Raw genomic sequence first — 18,907 nt, forward strand, 5'->3', positions numbered from 1 at the left:
AGACCCCAGGGGAGATAGCTGCGTCCTCACTCGGCGAGAAGCGCGAGCGCTCTACTGTTCATCTCGCGTTCGCCCATGCTACATCGACCTCGGTCAATATAGACGTTAGTCGATGTCATTCGGGAGTGAACGATGTCCAGCACGCACAAGCGAGGCGATCTCGCAGTCGACCAACGGCTTGCTCTCGCCACCGCCGCCCGTCGCCTGGCCGAGGCGTTCGCCGGCACGTTCGGCGCGGAGACCATCGAGCGGTTCCTTCACACCAGTTACGACCAGTTCGCCGGCAAAGCGGTCGTGCCCCACTACCTGCCCTTGCTCGCCGAGCGGTTCGCCCGCCAGCGCCTGCACGCCCTGGCCCGGGCCGAAGGACATCACGACGGTCGTCCGATCGTGCTGTTCCTGTGCGTGCACAACGCCGGACGCTCGCAGATGGCACTGGGCTTCTTCGAGCAGTCGGCCGGAGATCGTGCCGTGGGCTGGTCCGGTGGCTCAGAGTTCGCCGTCGAGGTCAACCCGGCGGCCATGGAATCCATGGCCGAGCTCGGCATCGACATCTCACGCGAGTTCCCCAAGCCGTGGACCGATGAGATCGTCCGCGCCGCCGACGTGGTGGTCACGATGGGGTGCGGCGACGCCTGCCCGGTCTATCCCGGCAAGCGCTACCTCAACTGGGAGCTCGACGACCCCGCGGGCAAGAGCGTCGAGGACATCAGGCCGATCCGCGACGAGATCGAGCACCGGGTCCGCCGGCTCCTCGCCGACCTCGAGATTCCAGCGAGCCGAACCTCGGGTATCGAGGCTCAATAGATGTCTGTCAATATAGACAGTGGTCCATGTCAGATGCGAGGAGACGCGATGGAACCACTCGAGGTGCTCCAGTGCAGCCCGCCCCTGGCGCGCGAACCGCTCGACGCCGAACAGGCCGCCGGCCTGGCGTGGGTGTTCAAGGCGCTGGGCGATCCCGTACGGCTGCGCATCCTGTCGATCGTGGCCAGTCACGAGGGCGGCGAGGTGTGCGTGTGCGACATCACCAACGCGTTCGAACTGTCCCAGCCGACGATCAGCCATCACCTGAAGGTGCTCAAGGACGTCGGCCTGCTCACCTCCGAGCGCCGCGCCTCCTGGGTCTACTACCGCCTGGTGCCCGAACGACTCGGCGAACTGTCGGCCCTGCTCGACACCCCCGCCGCCGTCTGAGGAAGGAAAGCGGCTTTGTCATCGACCGACGTGACAGCCAGAACCCCGGCGGTCATCGGCGGCCTGTCCACGCTCGACCGGTTCCTGCCACTGTGGATCGGCTTGGCGATGGGCGCCGGACTGCTGCTCGGACGGACGGTGCCCGGCCTCGACGCGGCCCTGGAAGCGGTCAAGATCGGTGAGATCTCGCTGCCCATCGCGCTCGGCCTGCTGCTCATGATGTATCCGGTGCTGGCCAAGGTCCGCTACGACCGGCTCGACACCGTCACCGCCGACCGCCGGATGCTGCCGGCCTCCCTGGTCCTCAACTGGGTCGCGGGCCCGGCTCTGATGTTCGCCCTGGCCTGGGCCCTCCTGCCCGACCTGCCGGAATATCGCACCGGGCTGATCATTGTCGGCCTGGCCCGGTGCATCGCCATGGTCCTCATCTGGAACGACCTGGCCTGTGGCGACCGTGAAGCCGCCGCCGTCCTGGTCGCGCTCAACTCGATCTTTCAGGTGGTCGCGTTCGGCGCCCTCGGCTGGTTCTATCTGCAGGTTCTGCCCGGCTGGCTCGGGCTGTCGCGGGCGGCGCTGGACGTCTCGATGTGGGACATCGCCCAGTACGTGCTGATCTTCCTGGGCATCCCGCTGATCGCCGGCTATCTCTCCCGCAAGCTGGGCGAACGCGCTCGGGGCCGGGAGTGGTACGAGTCCCGCTTCCTGCCCAGGATCGGCCCCGTCGCACTGTACGGTCTGCTGTTCACCATCGTGATCCTGTTCGCACTCCAGGGCGAGACGATCACCTCCCGGCCCGGCGACGTGGCCCGTATCGCCCTTCCCCTGCTGGCGTACTTCTTCCTCATGTTCGGTGGCTCGTTCCTCGCCGGCCGCATGATCGGCCTCGGGTACGAGCGGACCACCACGCTCGCCTTCACCGCGGCGGGCAACAACTTCGAGCTGGCCATCGCGGTCGCGGTCGGCGTTTTCGGTGTCACCTCCGGGCAGGCGCTGGCCGGGGTGGTCGGGCCGCTGATCGAGGTGCCCGTGCTGGTCGCGCTCGTCTACGTCAGCCTGTGGGGCCGCCGACTGTTCCGAGGCGAGGAGACCGTTCATGCCTAGCGTCCTGTTCGTGTGCGTGCACAACGCCGGCCGCTCCCAGATGGCCGCCGGGTGGCTGTCGCACCTGGCCGGCGACCGGATCGAGGTCCGATCGGCCGGCTCGGCCCCGGCGGACCGGATCAACCCGATCGCCGTCGAGGCGATGCGGGAGGTCGGCGTCGACATCGCCGCCGCACAGCCGAAGGTCCTCACCACCGAGGCCGTCGAGGCATCCGACGTGGTGGTCACCATGGGCTGCGGGGATGCCTGCCCGATCTTCCCGGGCAAGCGGTACGAGGACTGGAAGCTCGACGACCCTGCCGGTCAGGGCATCGAGGCCGTCCGGCCGATCCGTGACGACATCCGCGCCCGCGTGGAGAAGCTCATCACCGAGCTCACCGGCTGATCTGGGCGACCGTGTCTCTCGCGGTCCGGCCGGCGCCGATGAGGGTGGCCGAGGCGGGTCCGGTCCAGTCGCCGTAGCCGAGCAGGTGCAGCCGGGGCTCGCCGACGGCGCGGGTGCCCTCGGTGGGGATGAGCCCGTCGGGACCGCGCAGGCGCAGCGGTGCCAGATGGCCGAGCGCGGGCCGGAACCCGGTGCACCACAGAATGACGTCGCAGGCCAGTTCGCTGCCGTCGGCCCAGGCGATGCCTCTCGGGGTGATGCGCGTGAACATCGGCTCGGCCTTGAGCACGCCCCGCTCACGTGCCTCGCGCACGGGCGGCACTGCCACGATGTCGCCGAGGTCTCCGATACCCGGGACGGTCTCCCCCGCGAGGGCGGCGCGGTGGCGGCGAGTGGCCAGCTCGAACAGCGCGCGGCCGTCGAGCTCGTCGGACAGCAGGCGCGGCGGCCGCCGGGTCGCCCAGGTCGTCGTGGTGACCGTGGAGATGTCGGCGAGCAGTTGGGCCGCGGAGTTACCGCCACCGACGATCACCACATGACGGCCGCGGAAGGGCTCCGGATCCCGGTGGTCGACTGTGTGGAGTTGCTCGCCTCGACGGCCTCCTGCGCGCCATGGCCGCCCTGACGCTGGACCGGCGCGACCTCGGTGTGCTGTGGCAGCGGGAGTCCCGCAATCTCCCGGTGCCCGAGCGCGACCAGCTCCGCCGCCGCTTTCGCTCCATCGCGGCCCGTGCGGCGACGACCCTCGTCGCTGCCCGTCCCGGCCTCTCCCCCGCCGACGCCGACCTGCTGGTGTGGGCGATCTTCGCCACGTTCGCCAGCCCGTCCCACCACTCGGTGACCCTGCCGCGCGCCCGTTTCGAAGACCTGCTGCACGCGATGGGCAGCACCCTCACCGAAGTCGCCCTGCCCCAGGCGCCGGGCCCGTCAGCCGGCGCGACCCCGTCCGATCAACCGCGCCCGGGGCTGGCTCGCGCCTCCCGCCGGGAAGTCCTCATGGACGCGGCCGCCCGGCTGTTCAACGAGCGCGGCTACCAGGCCGTGAGCATGGAGGACATCGGCGCTGCCGCGGGCATCAGCGGCGCGGGCATCTACAACCACGTCACCGCCAAGTCCGACCTCCTGGTGGCCGCGCTCACCCGCGCCGCCGACGCCCTGCAGCTCGACGCCTCCCGCGCCTTCGCCACCGCCACCAGCCCCCGGGACGCTCTCGACCTGCTGCTGCGCTCCTACATCGACCTGACAGTCAGCCACAGCCACCTCACCGGCACGTTGATCACCGAGGTGATCCACCTTCCTGCCGAGCAACGCCACACGATCCGGCGCCTCCAGTACGACTACGTCAGCGAGTGGGTGCACCTGCTCACCGCCGAGCGACCCGAGCTGATCGAAGCTGAGGCCCGGGTCGTCGTGCACGCGGTCTTCACCACCATCAACGACCTCGCCCGGATCGACCATCTGCGCGAACGGGGTGATCTGTCTGGCGATCTTCTTGCCGCCTGCCAGGCTCTCCTGCTCGCACGCACCGGGTGAGATCAGCGGCCGGGCGCCGAAGTCGCGAACCAGTGACCGGCTCAGTGGCGCTCCGCGAGCTTGGCGAGAACGTCCAGTTCGAAGAGCCACGGCGGTGCCTCCGGCGTTGACGTACTCAAGCCACACGGGGACGCTCATGACGCAAGGGTCGCGCCTTGTTCGTGGGTGATGCAGGCGATGCGTCACGCGCTTTGTCCTCGCCACCGGCATGGCGCGGCCGGCGCAAGTTCGACGAACGTGCTTCCCAGGGCTTTCGCTCTTCCCTTTGATCTATTATCGTCGATTAACGATGAGCGAGGAAACGGGACCGCTGCCGCGCGCGGAGGCCGAAGAGTACGCGAGCTGGTTCAAGGCACTGGCAGACGCGACGCGAATCCAGATCGTGTCGCTCCTGGCCCGGCGGCGCGCGCCGATGAGCGTGGGCGAGATCGTGGCTGCCTCAGGGGTGGGCCAGTCCACCGTCTCGCACCATCTGAAGATTCTGGCCGAGGTGCGGTTCGTGCTGATGGAGCGGCGGGGCACCGCCGGCCTGTACCGGATCAACGAGGTCTGCGTGAGCTGTTTCCCGACCGCCGCCGACGTGGTCATGGGCAACTCCGCCCCGGCCCCGCCCACCTGCGAGTAGAGGAGCGATGCCATGGCGCAAGAGGAGATCATCAGGCGCTACTCCGCGCTGGCCCGCGACGCCGCGGCCGGCCGGACGGTCGCCGACTGCGGCCCCGAAGCCTTCGACCAGGGCCGATTCGGCGCCGCCGGCTACGACGACCTCGGCCTGCTGCCCGAAGCGGCGGTACGGGCGAGTCTGGGCTGCGGCAACCCGGTGGCCGTCGCCGAGTTGCGGCCCGGTGAGACCGTGCTCGACCTGGGCTCGGGCGGCGGCATCGACGTGTTGCTGTCCGCCCGTCGCGTCGGCGAGCACGGCAAGGCCTACGGGCTGGACGCCAGCGCCGACATGCTGGCCCTGGCCCGCCGCAACGCCGAGCAGGCGGGCGCGCGCAACGTGGAGTTCCTGCACGGCACGATCGAGCGGGTGCCGCTGCCGGACCGGTCGGTGGACGTGGTCATCTCCAACTGCGTCATCAACCTGTCCAGCGACAAGGCCGCGGTGCTGGCCGAGGCGTTCCGGGTGCTGCGGCCGGGCGGCCGGTTCGGCGTCAGCGACGTCGTGACGGACGGCGAACCGGACCCCGATCGGCGGGCGGCCGTCGAAGAGCGGGTCGGCTGCGCGGCCGGGGCGCTGCCGGTGGCGGAGTACCGGCGGCTGCTGGCCGCATCGGGGTTCATGGACGTGCACATCACGTTGACCGCCGGCCACGGCGACGGCGTGCACTCGGCGATCGTCCAGGCCGCCAAGCCCGCCGCCCCGCCGGGGACGGAGATCAGGCCCATGCGCGACGACGACGCCGACCAGGTGCTGGCCATCTACCAGGCCGGACTGGACACCGGCCAGGCAAGTTTCGAGACCACCGCCCCGAGCTGGGAGGGCTTCACCGCGGCCAGGCTCCCCCACCTGCGCTACGTGGCCTTCGACACCGGCACCGGCCAGGTGCTCGGCTGGGTGGCCGCCTCCTCTGTCTCGGCCCGGCCTGTGTACGCCGGGGTGATCGAGCACAGCGTCTACGTCCACCCGGGATGCCAGGCCCAGGGCATCGGCCGGGCGCTGCTGTCGGCGTTCATCGCCGCCGGCGAGGACGCCGGGATCTGGACGATCCAGTCCGGCATCTTCGCCGAGAACGCCGCCAGCCTGGCCCTGCACCAGGCGCTCGGCTTCCGGGTGGTCGGCACCCGGGAACGCATCGGCCGCCACCACGGCGTCTGGCGGAACGTCCTGCTGATTGAGCGCCGCAGCCCCGCAACCAAGAACAGACCGCCGTAGAACCGTTTCGCGGTCTCCAGGTGCGGACGGTCGAGCTCGATCCAGCACGGCGAGCCGGGTGGTGAGCATGCGTGCTCCCCCTTGACAAAGCGAGGGTGGTCCACCCTGGTGCAGCCCATGTCGTGTACGACGGGTCGTCCCCCGCCCCACGCACCCCTGACTCTTGTCTTGACATGGCGACAACCCTCGAGGTGTGCTGGATGTAAGGCCTATATCGCCGCATGTCAGTGAGGCGATGAGGATCTCGACGGGGGCGTCATGGCGACTTATGCGTATCGCTGTCTGGAGTGCGGGCCGTTCGAGGTGCGCCTGCCGATAGGGACCGCTGAGGCGGTTGCCGACTGCCCGGCGTGCCGGTCTCCGGCTCGTCGCGTCTTCACCGCGCCGAGCCTCGCCCGGCAGTCCCCGGCGATGTCCGCCGCGCTGGCCCGGGACGAACAGAGTCAGGAAGCACCCGAGGTGGTCACGCACGTGACTCCCGAGCGGCGGACACCGCAGCACCCGGCGCTGTCGCGCCTGCCTCGGCCTTGAGCAGACATGACGATCGATCCGAACGTTGCGTACGCCTGGACTCGTGGCGTTCCTGAACACACCGCCCGTCCGGGGCGTGAGGAGGTGTGTGGGGATGGGAGCCGTCGGACTCCTGTACGTGGGCGCAGTGCTCTTCCTCAATGGTCTGATGCTCCTGGGAAAGGTCGAGCCGCGCGCAGCCGGGATCTTCAATCTCTTCGTCGGAGCCTTGCAGGTGGTCACACCGACCCTGCTGATCGTCTTCAGCCCCGGCGATCCGGCCGTGCTCCTGAACGCGTCGGGACTCTACCTCTTCGGATTCACCTATCTCTATGTGGGGATCAATCTGCTGGGCGGATTCGACACCACAGGTGTCGGCTATTTCTCGCTCTTCGTGGCCATCATGGCGCTCGGATACTCCTACGCCAACTTCCAGCTCCTCGGTGATCCGGGCTTCGGAGTCATCTGGCTCTACTGGTCCTTCCTGTGGACGCTCTTCTTCGTCCTGCTCGGCTTGAAACGCACGCAGATCACCAGGTACACGGGCTGGGTCACGGCTATCCAGGGATGGGTCACGGCGGCGATTCCGGCATTCATGATCCTCACCGGATCCTGGCGCACCACCACCCTCTTCGCGGTCATTCTGGCCGTGTTCGGCCTGGTGGTGTTCGCCGTGCTGTGGCCGCTGACGAGACGCGGGGAACCGGCCGGCGAAACCTCAGAGGCGCAGGGGACCACCGGCACGCATCGCTTCCACCGGACGTGACCGAGCTCGAAGAGAGGTGAGGCGACACGCTGACCGCGAAGGAGTCATCGACAAAGGAGGGGAAGCTGTCATGCCGAAAGTCGTATTCAGCGTCGACCAGTCGAAGCCGATGAAGGACCAGGCGACCCCAGGCCACAACCGCTGGCACCCGGATATTCCCGTGGTGGAAATGGTACGTCCCGGTGAGGAGTTCCGGGTCGAGTGCCGCGAATGGACGGACGCCCAGATCGGCAACAACGATTCGGCGAACGACGTGCGCGATGTCGACCTGAGCTTCGCGCACATGCTGAGCGGGCCCATCGGGGTCGAAGGAGCCGAGCCCGGAGACCTCCTCATCGTCGACATCCTCGACCTCGGCCCGGTGCCGCAGCAGGTCGGGGACGCACCAGGGCAGGGCTGGGGCTACACCGGCATCTTCGCCAAGCGGAACGGCGGCGGATTCCTGACCGACTACTTCCCCGACTCGTACAAGGCGATCTGGGACTTCCACGGTCAGGTCGCGACATCCCGCCACCTGCCGGGAGTCCGGTTCACCGGGATCACCCACCCTGGACTCTTCGGCACCGCGCCGTCGGCCGAGTTGCTCAGCTCCTGGAACCGCCGGGAGCAGGCGCTCATCGACACCGACGCGGGACGCGTTCCGCCGCTCGGCCTGCCGCCGTTGCCCGAGCACACGCTCGCCGGCACCGCCGACGGCGACCTGGCACAGCGGATCGCCGCCGAGGGAGCACGCACCGTGCCGGCGCGGGAGAACGGCGGTAACCACGACATCAAGAACTTCACCCGCGGCGCCCGGGTCTTCTACCCGGTCCACGTCCGTGACGCCAAACTCTCCGGAGGCGACCTGCACTTCAGCCAGGGCGACGGGGAAATCACCTTCTGCGGCGCCATCGAGATGGGCGGCTACATCGATTTCCACGTCGACCTCATCAAGGGCGGCATGGAGAAGTACGGTGTCACCACCAATCCGCTGTTCATGCCGGGAAACGTGGAGCCGAGATACTCCGAGTTCCTCTCGTTCATCGGGATCTCGGTGGACCACGACACCGACACCAACTACTACCTTGACGCGACGGTGGCCTACCGCAGGGCCTGCCTCAACGCCGTCGAGTATCTCAAGAGGTGGGGTTACAGCGGCGAACAGGCCTATCTGCTCCTCGGCTCGGCGCCGATCGAAGGGCGTGTCAGCGGGATCGTCGACATTCCCAACGCCTGCTGCTCGCTCTACCTGCCCACCGAGATCTTCGACTTCGACGTACGTCCGAACATGGAAGGGCCCGTCAAGCAGGACCGGGGCAAGTGCGCCGTGACGAGTTGAGCGGGGGACGTCACCGAGACCACGACGGCGGGGCCGACTGAGCCTCGCCGCTCGTCGCTTGGACCCCGAGAGGTCGGCGATCAGGTCGGTGCTGTGACTGAATGCCAGGATGCGAGGCGAGCTTCACCTCACGGCGTGCCGCCGATAGCGCATGCGCGGCACGGCGGACGACCGCAGGTGCACTGCGTGATGGCATCGAGGACACCGTGGTCGTGGTAGAGGCACTGGTCGTAGCAGGTGTGACGGGGAATGAACCCCGCCTGGATCTCGTCCGGCCACGGGTCTTCGCCTTCACGGCAGCGTACGAACTGCTCCGGGTGCGTCGCGTGCAGTCCCTCCAGGCGGGTCCGAGCCTGGGTCTCCAGCGTGCGGGCCTCCGCCACCAGGGTCTTCAGCTGGGAGGCGAGGTCGGAGTACCGGTCGTCGCCGGTTCGTACGTGGGCCGCCCGCAGCGCCATCATGGCGTTGCCCAGGAAACGGCCGGCGTCCTGGAGGTCCGTGGAGTGGTGCAGCTGCATACCTGTCACGCCCCGAACCCACACGGCGTCGTTGTTCATTGATCAACCTTTCGAAGGTGCGAGCGCTCCTGTTCCGGAGTTGTACGAGGCTGTCAACGAGGGTAACTGGAATTGTGGGCGAATTGCCGCATTTGTGAGGTTAGCCGTGGGCGATGGAAGTGACTTTGAAATAGCTTTGCCAGAATTTTGGCCCCAGTGGCCATCCCATCCAAGGTGGCTTGCACGCCGGTGTGCGGGTGTTCAGGAGTCGCCGACCTCCACGACCACAGCCCTTGCCGTGTCCCCGGCCGCGCAGCCGTAGACCAGGCTCGATCCGTACGGGTTCATCCGGTCCAGCGGGAATCCGGTCGTTCACGGCGAACGGGTTGTGCGTGGTCACCACGCCGATGCCGGAGATGTCCAGAAAGGCGTCGCGCAGGGCGGCGCGGGCGGCCGAAACCGGCGCCTTGGGCATCCGCACGCTGATGTGTCGCCTCTGGCGACGGACGTGATCGATCGCTCCGCTTGCCAGCCGGTGGTTTCGGGATGTCTCAGTCAAGGGCGGGAAGCGAGGGAACAGGAGCGAGGCCGAGGTAACGGCCTGCCGCGCTCAGAGCCGTACGAACATCATCGGCGACCTGCTGAATGGCGGAGTCCCTGGAGACTTCAGGGGAGTGACCGAAGCCGATCCAGACCTCGGCTGTGGTGCGGCCACGAGAGATCCGCTCGCTGTAGGCGCCCGGCACGAGTTCCCCGAAGACGAGCAGTTCCTGCAGGCCGGCCTGACGCCACCAGGCGAGCCAGTCCGGGGCCTGGTTGACAGCTTGGACAAGGTGTCCGGCGACATCGGCGTAGGCGCTGTCGTGCGGCAGACTCTGGTCGGTGGTGCTCCAGAACACCTGGAGCCAGTGCTTGCCGGGGCGGGAGAAGTCCACAACGAACGGGGCCACCGGCTCCTGAGGTTCACCGAACAGGGCCTTGCGGTAGGGCTCCAGATGCTCCAGGAACACCGGCCAGTCCGCGGCCCAGACCTCGCGGAGATAGTTGTCGTCGGCACGGGTGGCCACATTGAACGCCACGGCGGCCAGGCGACGCAGGTCGTCGGAGACGGTGAAGGGGTTGCGGTCCAGCCAGTGATGAGCGTCCTCATCGGGAGCGATTCCCGAGACGCGGGCCGCGATCAGACAGGCGATCGCCAGGGCGGCCTCCACCTGGCCCTCCTCGGCATAGTCCTCGCTGTCGCGGACGAACTCGTCGAGCACCTCGGTCATCGCCGCCGCGATGTCATCGCCTTCTTCCAATTCCGCGATGGCGTCGGCGGCCTCGTCGCTGTCGAAGGGGCCTTCGAAGAAGGGCGTCGGGTCATCCATGCTGCGGCTCCTTAGCGAAGAGGCGATCAGGGTATGGGCAGGGGTCACGGTCATGTCGGGCGAAGTGGTGTACGTAAGCCGATCCTCAACCGTGGAGATAGGGCTCCCAGGTCATGGTTTTGTCGGCCCCGCGCGAACGGGGATGGTCCCAGGTGGGCGACGACCAGGCGGGCGTGCTCGCCGTCGACCTCGCACGCGTGACAGGTCCCGCCCGAGGGCGGGGATCCCGCACGTGATCTGCGCCTTCGCGTGCTTGTCGATCACTGAGCCGTTTTCATCCCTGTGCGGCGGGCGGGACCCAGCACACAGCAGGGCCGTCGTCCCCTGCCCCCGTTCCGAGGGCGACATAGGAAATCGATGATGCCATGCGACCTTGAATGTCCTCTTGGCGAACCTCTGACAGACGATCAACAAAGTCGCGACTCAGATCCTGCTTACTCGGGGCACCCAGGGCAGGTCACGGCCTACGGCGAGTGCCCGTCTTCTGTCGGCCGCACCTCGCTCAGGACAGAAGAGGGACATGGGATGCTTGAGAAGCTCACGGACGTGCCTCCTGGAGTCGATGCCATCAGGGCTGTCGGGCATGTGTCGAAGGACGACTACGAGATAGTGATCGAGCCGCTGGTCGATGAAGCCCGGAGAGAAGGCCGCCATATCCGGTTCCTTTACGAGTTCGGTCCGGATTTCCAGGCCTTCACGCCGGGGGCCGGCTGGGAAGACCTCAAGATCGGCCTTGGCTCCATCCGGCTGTTCGAGGGCTGCGCGATGGTGAGCGACATCGGCTGGATCCGCGAATCGAGTCGGCTCATGGGCTTTCTGATGCCGTGTCCGGTGCGTGTCTTCGGTAACCAGGAGCGCGACGAGGCACTGCGCTGGCTGAGTTCGCTGCCTGAAGGTCCCGGTGTCTCCCACCGTCTCGTACCCGAGTCCGGGGTCATCGTGGTCGAGGTCAAGGAGCCCTTGCGAACCCAGGACTTCGATGCGCTGGCGTTGACAGCCGACGGCTGGCTCGAAACACACGCTGGATTGGCGGGCGTCGTCGTCCACGCTCGCAAGTTCCCCGGTTGGGAGAACATCGCGAGCCTGCTTCGACATGTGCGCTTTGTTCGCGACCATCATCGGAAGATCAGAAAGGTTGCCCTGGCATCCGACAGCGAGCTCGCCGGCTTGGCGCCTCACCTTGCGAACCACTTCGTCCAAGCCGAAGTGCGGCCCTTCCGATACGACGAACTCGATGACGCCATCGCGTGGGCGGCGAGCCCTCCCGAGCAGCGCGCGACCCGGCCGGACTGATGCGGTGGCCGTGGCCTTCCAGGATTCTGTTGTGCATACCCATCCGAGGCGGTGACACCATCGATCCGGAGCGGGCCACCGCGGTGGCCGGCATACAGAGAGCCGGGCATCGCGCCGAGCAGGAACGAGGACACCGCGCTCAGGTCGTAAGCGGTGGCGGGGGCCGGCACGTCGATGAGTCCCCCACCGATCCGATCTGGCCGCGATTGCCCCGCAGATTGTTCAGGCAGCGGCATCACCCGGTTCCCGGGCGAGTGGCCTGAGGTGACGGTCAGTCACGGGGCAGAGCGAACGGGCCGGGAAGCCGAAAGAAGCACCCGTGGTGATGGACCATGGTCTCGCCAAAGAATAAAGATCACAGCCATATGGGTGCATGGAGCATGCATACGGGTTCGGCCCTGCTCGGGCTGAATAGGTGTGCGGTGGCACTGCAGGTCATGCTGGAGCGGGTGCTCGCTGCATGAGCATGCTGTCCTGGGCGGCGCCGCGGCGAACGTGGTGGTGCTCGGCATCCCCCCCCCCCCCCCCCCCCCCCGCGACAACACCCCGATCAACCGTCGTTCTCGTCGCCCCGTACCTGTGGCTGCGCTATCTCATGTGACCGGGGACGACATTCCAGGAGTCGTCACCCGATGTCCCGGCGACAGAGCCGAGCAGATCCTGTGCAGCGACTGTGACGCCCGTGACGACATTCCGTTCGGAAACATCCGAACAAACCGATATGCTTGGCTCGTGAGTGTCGATGAGTTCGTGGAGGATGCCGGGCTCTTCTACGAGCGGCTCGGGCTGAGCCGCACGTCAGGCCGGGCGATGGGCTGGCTGCTGACCGCCGGCACCTCCGGCGCCGACGCGCCGGAGCTGGCCGAGGCGCTGGCCGTGGCCAAGAGCAGCATGAGCGTCGCGCTGCGGCAACTGGAGCAGGCAGGGCTGGTCGAGCGGTTCCGGGTACGCGGCGAGCGGCGCGATCGCTATCGGCTGGCCGAGGACGTCTTCGCCCGAGCTTTCCGCGCGAAGATGGCCGAGTTCGAGAGCTTCCGCGCCCTGGCCGAGCAGGGACTGCGGGCGGTGGGCGACGATCCGGCGCGCAGGCGGCGGCTGGAACTCATGCGCGACATGTACGCGTTCATGATGGACCGCTTCCCCCGCCTGCTGGAGGAGTGGGACGAGCTGAAGGACCAGCGATGAGACCCTTACTGATCACCATGGGCAGCCGCGGGGACGTCCAGCCGTACCTCGCCCTGGCCCGCGGGCTGATGGCCGCCGGTCACCGGCCGCTCCTGGCCGCGCCCCGGCGGTTCGGGCCGCTCGCCGCCGCCCACGAGGTGGAGTTCGCACCGTTGACCGACGAGATGCTCGCGCTGCAGGACACCGTGCGAGGGCAGGGCGTGCGCGCCGCGATCACCGCCGCCGGCGCGGTCAAGCCGATGCTCCGCCGCCTGCTCGACGACCAGGCCGCGCTCACCGCAGGCCCGGCCGACGTGGTCGTCTACCACCCCAAATCCCTTGGCGGACCGTACGTCGCGGAGAAGCTCGGCGTCCCCGCCCTCGCCGGACTGCTGCTCCCGCTCTACCTTCCCACCGCCGCCTTCCCCTCCCCCATTCTTCCCGTACGCGTGCCGCGCGCACTCAACCGGGCGAGCTGGCGCATCTCCTCCGCCGTCGAGGCGCCCTATCGGGGCACGGTACGGGAATGGCGGGCCGGGCCGCTCGGTCTGCGCGGCCGGTGCCGGCCGGTGGCCGACCTGGTCAGGGCCGGCGGCGTGCTGCACGCCTGGAGCCCTTATCTGCTCCCTGCCCCCGCCGACTGGCCCGCCGACGCCCAGCCCACCGGGTTCTGGACGCTGCCCACTCCCGGCGGCTGGACGCCGCCCGAACGGCTGGCCCGGTTCCTGGAAGACGGCGACCCGCCCGTGTACGTCGGCTTCGGCAGCTCATACAGCGGCGACGCGGAGAGGCTGACCGCGACGGTGCTGGAGGCCGTCCGGCTGACCGGGCGCCGCGCGATCCTGGCCACCGGTTGGGGCGCCCTGCGACAGGGCTCGGAGCCGGACGGCGTTCTGATGATCGACGAAGCTCCGCACGATTGGCTGCTGCCCCGTGTGGCCGCCGCGGTGCACCATGGCGGGATCGGCACGGTGGCCGCCGCGCTGCGCGCGGGCGTCCCTCAGGTGATCCGGCCCTTCCTCGGGGACCAGCCGTTCTGGGCCGATCGGCTGCACCGCATCGGCGTCGCGCCGGCTCCCGTCACCGGCCGCCTCACGCCCGGCAAGCTTGCCGCCGCCGTCGAGGCCTCGGCCGTGCTGGCCTCGGCCGCCCGCGCGCTCGCCGCACAGGTCGGGGCCGAGGACGGCGTGACCACCGCTGTCGCCCGCATCGCTCGCGCGAAAGGAGCGCGAGGCCCGGCTCCGCGAACCGACGGTGACACATCACCTTTGCCCTGAGGCGAGGCCGCCGGGCACCCTGAGGATCCTCGGCCAGGAGCAGCGGAGCATGTTCGAGGAGAGGGTAGAAGGCTCCGACGCGGTCCCGGGCCTCGACGACGCCGTCGGTGAAGACAGGATGCGCTCCCCGTCCCCGAAGGGAACGCGGTACAGCTTGGGCCGCCGAGATGCCGGGCCAGGCTCGCCTCCAGCCGGTCTCCCACCTCGGCCAGGTCGGGCTCGTCGTGAGCGGCTTAGCGGAAGGCGCCCAGAACCCAGGCCACCGCCTCCAGGCCTTGCCCTGGACGTCTCCGACGAGCAGGCGCACCCCGTGCGGGGCGGTGACGACCTCGTACAGGTCTCCCCCGATCCAGGCTTCGGCCGCTGCGGAGGTCGGCCGCCCTGCGGGGCACCGGCCGCAGCAGCACGCGCTGGGCGGCCTCAGTGACCAGCCTGACGTTGGCCGGCTCGCGCTCCCGCCGCAGCCGCAGCGGGCATGGCCTGCGGCACGAAGCGTACGAAGGGAATCTGCCGCCCGACCTCGAGGTAATCCTCCACGCTGCCGTCCACTGCGAAGCCCATGATGGCGCAGAGCCGGCGGGCGGCGGCCTGATGGCGTGGCGCGTACCGAGCCATGATCTCACCACCCTCCTCAGCAGGCAGCAGCCGGGCGACGGCGGGGAAGGTTCTGCCGCCCACCTGGAGGACGACCTCCGGTGTCTTCGTGATGTTCCTGTACCAGTCGGCGCGCGGGCCGAAGCCTGAGGCCGCCACGTAGCCGCGCCCGTCGCGCTCCACGACCTCGATGACGGCCTGGCGGGGCTTTCCCGAGACGCGGCCGACATGGATGAGCAGCATCACCCTGCTCCCCAGCAGCCGGCCCAGCCCCAGCCGGTACAGGTGAATGGGCAGCCGCCACAACGTGCGCCGCAGCCCCGACGGCGGATCAGGCCTCTCCACGATGTCCATGCTGTTCCTTCCTGACTGTTTCCGATTGAGGGCTCAGCAGGTCCTCGACGGCCGCCATCGCCTCGCCGGTGTCCAGGCCGGGGTCGAGCATGCGGTGGAGCATCAGTCCGTCGATCAACGCGGCGACCAGGGTGGCCGCGCCGGAGCGACGCCCCGTCGACCAGTCCGGATGCAGCTCACCCAGCCGCCGCCCGAGCCGCTCACGCGCCCGCCGCAGCTCGTCCCGCAGCACCTCGCCGAGCGCGGGGTCGCGCATCGCCCCCGCGATGAGCTCGACGCCCATCCGGATCATCCGTTCGTCACCGGCGGTCTCGGAGGTGAGCCGTTGGACGACCGTGAGCGCCTGCCGGTCGTCCTCGGCGGCGAGCAACTCGTCCAGGAGCGGGCCGATGATCAGTTCACCGGCCCTGCGGGCGATCGCCGTCCGCAATCCCGGCAGGCCCCCGAAGTGGTAATGAATCAGGCCCGGTTTGGTCATGGCCCGCTCGGCCACGGCGCGCGTGGTGACGGCCGGCCAGCCTCCTTCGCACAGGAGCGCGACACCAGCGTCGACAAGCTGCTCCCGGCGGCGGTCCCCGCGGGCGGAACTTGGTCGGTCGACCAACTTGGCCATGTGGCCAAGATACCACTCACCTCTCGGCCATTCACCCCCCGTCCCCCTTTGGTGGACAGGCGCCCGACCTCCATCAGCGCCCCGACCTCCCGGTCAGCGTCCCCAGGACAGAGCGAGCGATGATGGAGTGAGAGCAGTGAGGAGGTCTCTCCATGGCGAACCTTCCTGCACCCTTCGTCCTGGTGGGAGTGGACGGCTCGGACACCAGCAAGGATGCTCTGCGCTGGGCGGCACGCCAGGCCGAACTGACCAGAGCCGAACTCCACGTCATCCACGCCTGGCGCCTTCCAACCAGCTATGGCTACTCCGTGGACTTCTCCGATGCGGACTTCGCCGGTGCGGCGCGCAAACTCCTGGAGCAGGTGGCGGACGAGGTCCTGGGCGATTCCATGTCCGTACCGGTCACCCTCCAGGTGTTCGAAGGCCATCCCGCCACGGTGCTGATCGACGCCGCGCGTGACGCCTCTCTGCTCGTCGTGGGCAACCGGGGGCACGGGCCGGTCATCGGCACGCTGCTGGGATCGGTGGCCCTGCACTGCGTGCACCACGCACCGTGTCCGGTCGTCGTGTTCCGGCACCCGCCCGACGCGGTCAGCCCCACTGGAAGCGAACGGTAGGAACGGCGCACGCAGGGTATTCAAGGCATGCCGCGGCGTCAGACAGGAAACGGGGATCGGGGTGCTTCTCGGGTCAGGGAGTGAACTCCTCCATCTCGCCGACCGCGACATCGCTACCGTTCAACCGCCAAAACGGTCATGTGTGGCGTGGCGAACACCGGCCAGGTGATCAAAGCGGAGTCTGCGGACGATCGTCCAAGGAACGGGATAGACGATGGGGCCATCCGATCTTCGGGGCAGGCTGGCTGTCCTGGGAGACATGCTGCGCACCCAGCTCTGGCTGCTGCCCTCCCTCGGCGTGGGTCTTGCTCTGGGTCTTGGAGTGGGACTACCCCGACTGGATGCAAGGCTGGGACCCGACGTCCCCTCGTGGGCGGCGCCCTACCTGTTCGGCGGGGGTGCCAGCGCGGCCCGGGCAGTGCTGGGCGCCATCGCCGGCTCTCTCATCACGGTGACGTCGCTGACCTTCTCCATGACGGTGGTGGCCCTGCAACTCGCGAGCAGTCAGTTTTCGCCGCGCCTCCTACGCACGTTCACCCGGGACCGGGTCGTCCAGTCCACCCTGGCGCTGTTCCTGGCCACCTTCACCTATGCCCTCACCGTGTTGCGCACGATCCGATCCCCCGGCGAGTCAAGAGACATCTTCGTGCCCCAGATAGCGGTGACCACGGGATTCGTCCTGGCTCTGGTCAGCGTTCTCGCCCTCGTGCTGTTTCTCGCGCACCTGGCCCGGGAGTTGCGGGCGGAAACGACGTTGCTCAAGGTGCACGCCGAGGCGAACGAGACCATCCGCCGGGGCCTTCCGCCGCGGAGTTCCACGTCGCTGGATGTGACACCCGTGTCGCCGCCTCCTGACACGTTGCCCCTGCGCGCTGGGGCCTCCGGTTTCGTGCTGAGGATGGATGAGAGCTCACTGCTGTCCGCGGCGGTGGAGGCCGACGCCGTCCTGATCATCGACTGCTGTCCGGGCAGTCTGCTGGTCGCAGGAACCCCGCTGGGAGCCGGCTGGCCGCGTGCCGCGGGATCGTTCGACACCGATGTCGAACTCCGGCTCACCCGGCAAGTCTCCAGGGCGATAAGCACGGGGCCCGAACGCACCGCGGCTCAAGACGTGACGTACGGGCTGCGGCAGCTCATCGACGTGGCCGTCAAGGCGCTGTCGCCGGGGATCAACGATCCCACCACGGCCGTCCACGCCCTGGGCCATGTGTCGATCGTCCTGTGCGAGCTGGCAGGCCGTCAGCTCGGACCACGGCCGCTGCGTGACGAGCGGGGCGACGTACGGGTCATGCTGTATCAGCCGAACATCGCCGACTTGCTCACGATGACGCTGGTGCAACCCCTCCACTACGGCGCTCACGACTCCACCGTCCTGGCCCAGATGTTCTCCCTGCTGCGTGACCTCGCCTGGCACGTTTCCGCCGACCAGCGCCCGGCAATCACCCATCAGCTGGAGGTCCTGCGCGCCCAAGCCGCCGAGCAACGATTCGGATCGAGGGAGATGGCGCGTTTCGACTCGCTGTCCAATCAGGTCGAACAGGCACTGACCGGCCGCTGGGCACCCGCGTGGATTCCGTCGTGAACATGCTCCTCCCTGAAGCGCCGCGACGGTGGCGGGGCGGCGACCGATCGATCTCGCCTACCGGCTCCGTGACTCTCCGGCCAGGCTGAGGATGTCCTCCGGGAGGCCTCGTGCGGCGGATCCGGCGCGCGGGCCGTCGGCGGCGGCCGCCATCCTGGTGTGGGTGGCGGCCAGGCGTATGGCGTCGGCGAGCGCGTCCGAGGTCAGACGGCGCTGCGGCTGGGACGGCATGGCGGCGCCGGCCAGGAGCACTGCGGCGATGCCGCAGCACTCCTCCTGCCGCAGCCCTCGACACCACGAGCATGCAGGCCAAGGCATCGGCGCCGATGCCCATCCCGGCAGCTCAGGCCGCAGTTCGGTGGTCACGTCCTCGCCTGGGCGGGCGTGGTCGGCGCGGTAGCCGAAGAAGGCGACGATGCGGCTGTCGGGGATGCTGATGACCGCGGCGATGCGGCCGCCGGAGGACAGGGTGCCGGTGGCGCCGGTGGCGATGGAGGCAGGGCGCTTGTCGAGCATGTAGACGGCGACCTTGTGCTCCAGATCGAGCAGGAAGTCCTCTTCCGGGCCGAACAGCAGGGCGCGGGTGGCCGAGTGCAGGCCGTCCGCGCCGATCAGCAGATCACCTTCCTCCTCGGTGCCGTCGGTCAAGGTCACGCGCACGGTGATCGAAGGCGCCGCAGCCCTCGGCATCGACGTCGAAGTCGTCCACCGCCGCCCCGCAACCAGAGGATTCGCCGTCCTGCCCCGCCGCTGGGTCGCCGAGCGGACACTCGGCTGGCTCATGCACCACCGCCGCCTGGCGCGCGACTACGAGACCCTGCCGGCAGAACCCCAGGATCAAACACCCACTTACAGCACGC

21 protein-coding genes and 2 pseudogenes are annotated in these 18,907 nt (G+C 68.7%); 16 read left to right on the plus strand and 7 right to left on the minus strand.

Annotation, left to right across the window (positions count from 1 at the left end; all coding sequences use genetic code 11):
- Positions 1-132 precede the first annotated feature (132 nt).
- From ABD999_RS12085 to ABD999_RS12100, 4 genes are read left to right on the plus strand one after another with little or no spacing between them, the layout of a single operon-like run.
- The gene (locus tag ABD999_RS12085; RefSeq protein WP_333485684.1) at positions 133-807 is read left to right on the plus strand and encodes an arsenate reductase ArsC; all 675 of its coding nucleotides are present in this window, start codon (positions 133-135) and stop codon (positions 805-807) included.
- A 48-nt stretch (positions 808-855) separates the two neighbouring features.
- A complete protein-coding gene (locus tag ABD999_RS12090) occupies positions 856-1,197 on the plus strand; it encodes an ArsR/SmtB family transcription factor (RefSeq protein WP_271275051.1) in 342 nt (113 codons plus the stop codon).
- Between the two features lie 30 nt (positions 1,198-1,227).
- Positions 1,228-2,298, plus strand: coding sequence for an ACR3 family arsenite efflux transporter (arsB, locus tag ABD999_RS12095; RefSeq protein ID WP_271275050.1), 1,071 nt, complete (start codon positions 1,228-1,230; stop codon positions 2,296-2,298).
- Positions 2,291-2,683: an arsenate reductase ArsC gene (locus tag ABD999_RS12100; protein ID WP_219547287.1), complete on the plus strand. Its 393-nt coding sequence runs from the start codon at positions 2,291-2,293 to the stop codon at positions 2,681-2,683. The genes arsB and ABD999_RS12100 overlap by 8 nt, the downstream gene beginning before the upstream one ends.
- On the opposite strand, the pseudogene ABD999_RS12105 reads toward ABD999_RS12100, so the two are convergent.
- Positions 2,673-3,275 (minus strand): annotated as a pseudogene (locus ABD999_RS12105) (pyridine nucleotide-disulfide oxidoreductase); the annotation flags it as partial. The gene ABD999_RS12100 and the pseudogene ABD999_RS12105 sit on opposite strands and share 11 nt — an antisense overlap.
- A gap of 20 nt (positions 3,276-3,295) precedes the next feature.
- Here ABD999_RS12105 and ABD999_RS12110 point away from each other — a divergent pair.
- The 6 genes from ABD999_RS12110 to fmdA all read left to right on the plus strand — a co-directional run bounded on the left by ABD999_RS12110 (position 3,296) and on the right by fmdA (position 8,686).
- Positions 3,296-4,216, plus strand: a complete 921-nt coding sequence (locus ABD999_RS12110; protein ID WP_271275049.1) for a TetR/AcrR family transcriptional regulator — start codon at positions 3,296-3,298, stop codon at positions 4,214-4,216.
- A 289-nt stretch (positions 4,217-4,505) separates the two neighbouring features.
- On the plus strand, positions 4,506-4,841 hold the full coding sequence (locus tag ABD999_RS12115; protein ID WP_271275048.1) for an ArsR/SmtB family transcription factor: 336 nt from the start codon (positions 4,506-4,508) through the stop codon (positions 4,839-4,841).
- A 12-nt stretch (positions 4,842-4,853) separates the two neighbouring features.
- Entirely contained in the window at positions 4,854-6,092 is a 1,239-nt protein-coding gene (locus ABD999_RS12120; protein WP_271275047.1) for a GNAT family N-acetyltransferase, read from the plus strand.
- A gap of 258 nt (positions 6,093-6,350) precedes the next feature.
- The gene (locus ABD999_RS43905; RefSeq protein WP_364235698.1) at positions 6,351-6,623 is read left to right on the plus strand and encodes an FmdB family zinc ribbon protein; all 273 of its coding nucleotides are present in this window, start codon (positions 6,351-6,353) and stop codon (positions 6,621-6,623) included.
- A 94-nt stretch (positions 6,624-6,717) separates the two neighbouring features.
- Positions 6,718-7,368: an AmiS/UreI family transporter gene (locus ABD999_RS12125; protein ID WP_271275046.1), complete on the plus strand. Its 651-nt coding sequence runs from the start codon at positions 6,718-6,720 to the stop codon at positions 7,366-7,368.
- 70 nt (positions 7,369-7,438) lie between these two features.
- Positions 7,439-8,686 (plus strand): formamidase, encoded by a 1,248-nt coding sequence (fmdA, locus tag ABD999_RS12130; RefSeq protein ID WP_271275045.1) that lies wholly within the window; start codon positions 7,439-7,441, stop codon positions 8,684-8,686.
- 128 nt (positions 8,687-8,814) lie between these two features.
- Here the strand turns inward: fmdA and ABD999_RS12135 are convergent, their stop codons facing one another.
- The 3 genes from ABD999_RS12135 to ABD999_RS12145 form a co-directional block, all read right to left on the minus strand.
- A complete protein-coding gene (locus ABD999_RS12135) occupies positions 8,815-9,243 on the minus strand; it encodes a hypothetical protein (RefSeq protein WP_148030836.1) in 429 nt (142 codons plus the stop codon).
- Positions 9,244-9,343: 100 nt separating this feature from the next.
- Positions 9,344-9,658, minus strand: coding sequence for a hypothetical protein (locus tag ABD999_RS12140; protein ID WP_271275044.1), 315 nt, complete (start codon positions 9,656-9,658; stop codon positions 9,344-9,346).
- 76 nt (positions 9,659-9,734) lie between these two features.
- On the minus strand, positions 9,735-10,553 hold the full coding sequence (locus tag ABD999_RS12145) for a DUF4259 domain-containing protein (protein ID WP_271275043.1): 819 nt from the start codon (positions 10,551-10,553) through the stop codon (positions 9,735-9,737).
- Positions 10,554-11,078: 525 nt separating this feature from the next.
- Between ABD999_RS12145 and ABD999_RS12150 the strand changes: the two genes are divergently transcribed.
- From ABD999_RS12150 to ABD999_RS12160, 3 genes are all read left to right on the plus strand, one after another.
- Entirely contained in the window at positions 11,079-11,846 is a 768-nt protein-coding gene (locus ABD999_RS12150) for a SpoIIAA family protein (protein ID WP_271275042.1), read from the plus strand.
- A gap of 732 nt (positions 11,847-12,578) precedes the next feature.
- Positions 12,579-13,031: a GbsR/MarR family transcriptional regulator gene (locus tag ABD999_RS12155; RefSeq protein ID WP_187281085.1), complete on the plus strand. Its 453-nt coding sequence runs from the start codon at positions 12,579-12,581 to the stop codon at positions 13,029-13,031.
- On the plus strand, positions 13,028-14,287 hold the full coding sequence (locus ABD999_RS12160; RefSeq protein WP_271277043.1) for a glycosyltransferase: 1,260 nt from the start codon (positions 13,028-13,030) through the stop codon (positions 14,285-14,287). The genes ABD999_RS12155 and ABD999_RS12160 overlap by 4 nt, the downstream gene beginning before the upstream one ends.
- 420 nt (positions 14,288-14,707) lie before the next feature.
- Here the strand turns inward: ABD999_RS12160 and ABD999_RS12165 are convergent, their stop codons facing one another.
- The gene (locus ABD999_RS12165) at positions 14,708-15,235 is read right to left on the minus strand and encodes a nitroreductase family deazaflavin-dependent oxidoreductase (protein WP_271277044.1); all 528 of its coding nucleotides are present in this window, start codon (positions 15,233-15,235) and stop codon (positions 14,708-14,710) included.
- The gene (locus ABD999_RS12170; RefSeq protein ID WP_271277045.1) at positions 15,213-15,848 is read right to left on the minus strand and encodes a TetR/AcrR family transcriptional regulator; all 636 of its coding nucleotides are present in this window, start codon (positions 15,846-15,848) and stop codon (positions 15,213-15,215) included. Before ABD999_RS12170 ends, ABD999_RS12165 begins: the two co-directional genes overlap by 23 nt.
- Positions 15,849-16,000: 152 nt before the next feature.
- Between ABD999_RS12170 and ABD999_RS12175 the strand changes: the two genes are divergently transcribed.
- Together ABD999_RS12175 and ABD999_RS12180 are read left to right on the plus strand one after the other, a co-directional pair.
- Positions 16,001-16,465 carry a universal stress protein gene (locus tag ABD999_RS12175; protein ID WP_271277046.1) on the plus strand — a complete coding sequence of 155 codons (465 nt, stop codon included), beginning with the start codon at positions 16,001-16,003 and terminating at the stop codon, positions 16,463-16,465.
- 259 nt (positions 16,466-16,724) lie between these two features.
- Complete coding sequence (locus ABD999_RS12180; protein ID WP_271277047.1) at positions 16,725-18,047, plus strand: DUF2254 domain-containing protein; 1,323 nt, start codon at positions 16,725-16,727, stop codon at positions 18,045-18,047.
- A gap of 57 nt (positions 18,048-18,104) precedes the next feature.
- On the opposite strand, the gene ABD999_RS12185 is transcribed toward ABD999_RS12180, so the two are convergent.
- Positions 18,105-18,701, minus strand: coding sequence for a Rossmann-fold NAD(P)-binding domain-containing protein (locus ABD999_RS12185; protein WP_271277048.1), 597 nt, complete (start codon positions 18,699-18,701; stop codon positions 18,105-18,107).
- 7 nt (positions 18,702-18,708) lie between these two features.
- On the opposite strand from ABD999_RS12185, the pseudogene ABD999_RS12190 reads away from it, so the two are divergent.
- Positions 18,709-18,867: pseudogene (locus ABD999_RS12190) on the plus strand (IS5/IS1182 family transposase); the annotation flags it as partial.
- Between the last annotated feature and the right edge of the window lie 40 nt (positions 18,868-18,907).

It is taken from the genome of Nonomuraea ferruginea, from assembly GCF_039540635.1.
Taxonomy (GTDB): Bacteria; Actinomycetota; Actinomycetes; order Streptosporangiales; family Streptosporangiaceae; genus Nonomuraea; species Nonomuraea ferruginea.

Excerpts from the sequence above, each read along its gene's own strand:
- ABD999_RS12085 (WP_333485684.1), top strand. The coding sequence starts at position 133 with ATGTCCAGCACGCACAAGCGAGGCGATCTCGCAGTCGACCAACGGCTT.
- ABD999_RS12090 (WP_271275051.1), top strand. The coding sequence starts at position 856 with ATGGAACCACTCGAGGTGCTCCAGTGCAGCCCGCCCCTGGCGCGCGAA.
- ABD999_RS12100 (WP_219547287.1), top strand. The coding sequence starts at position 2,291 with ATGCCTAGCGTCCTGTTCGTGTGCGTGCACAACGCCGGCCGCTCCCAG.
- ABD999_RS12110 (WP_271275049.1), top strand. The coding sequence starts at position 3,296 with ATGGCCGCCCTGACGCTGGACCGGCGCGACCTCGGTGTGCTGTGGCAG.
- ABD999_RS12115 (WP_271275048.1), top strand. The coding sequence starts at position 4,506 with ATGAGCGAGGAAACGGGACCGCTGCCGCGCGCGGAGGCCGAAGAGTAC.
- ABD999_RS12120 (WP_271275047.1), top strand. The coding sequence starts at position 4,854 with ATGGCGCAAGAGGAGATCATCAGGCGCTACTCCGCGCTGGCCCGCGAC.
- ABD999_RS43905 (WP_364235698.1), top strand. The coding sequence starts at position 6,351 with ATGGCGACTTATGCGTATCGCTGTCTGGAGTGCGGGCCGTTCGAGGTG.
- ABD999_RS12125 (WP_271275046.1), top strand. The coding sequence starts at position 6,718 with ATGGGAGCCGTCGGACTCCTGTACGTGGGCGCAGTGCTCTTCCTCAAT.
- fmdA (WP_271275045.1), top strand. The coding sequence starts at position 7,439 with ATGCCGAAAGTCGTATTCAGCGTCGACCAGTCGAAGCCGATGAAGGAC.
- ABD999_RS12135 (WP_148030836.1), bottom strand. The coding sequence starts at position 9,243 with ATGAACAACGACGCCGTGTGGGTTCGGGGCGTGACAGGTATGCAGCTG.
- ABD999_RS12140 (WP_271275044.1), bottom strand. The coding sequence starts at position 9,658 with ATGCCCAAGGCGCCGGTTTCGGCCGCCCGCGCCGCCCTGCGCGACGCC.
- ABD999_RS12145 (WP_271275043.1), bottom strand. The coding sequence starts at position 10,553 with ATGGATGACCCGACGCCCTTCTTCGAAGGCCCCTTCGACAGCGACGAG.
- ABD999_RS12150 (WP_271275042.1), top strand. The coding sequence starts at position 11,079 with ATGCTTGAGAAGCTCACGGACGTGCCTCCTGGAGTCGATGCCATCAGG.
- ABD999_RS12160 (WP_271277043.1), top strand. The coding sequence starts at position 13,028 with ATGAGACCCTTACTGATCACCATGGGCAGCCGCGGGGACGTCCAGCCG.
- ABD999_RS12165 (WP_271277044.1), bottom strand. The coding sequence starts at position 15,235 with ATGGACATCGTGGAGAGGCCTGATCCGCCGTCGGGGCTGCGGCGCACG.
- ABD999_RS12170 (WP_271277045.1), bottom strand. The coding sequence starts at position 15,848 with ATGGCCAAGTTGGTCGACCGACCAAGTTCCGCCCGCGGGGACCGCCGC.
- ABD999_RS12175 (WP_271277046.1), top strand. The coding sequence starts at position 16,001 with ATGGCGAACCTTCCTGCACCCTTCGTCCTGGTGGGAGTGGACGGCTCG.
- ABD999_RS12180 (WP_271277047.1), top strand. The coding sequence starts at position 16,725 with ATGCTGCGCACCCAGCTCTGGCTGCTGCCCTCCCTCGGCGTGGGTCTT.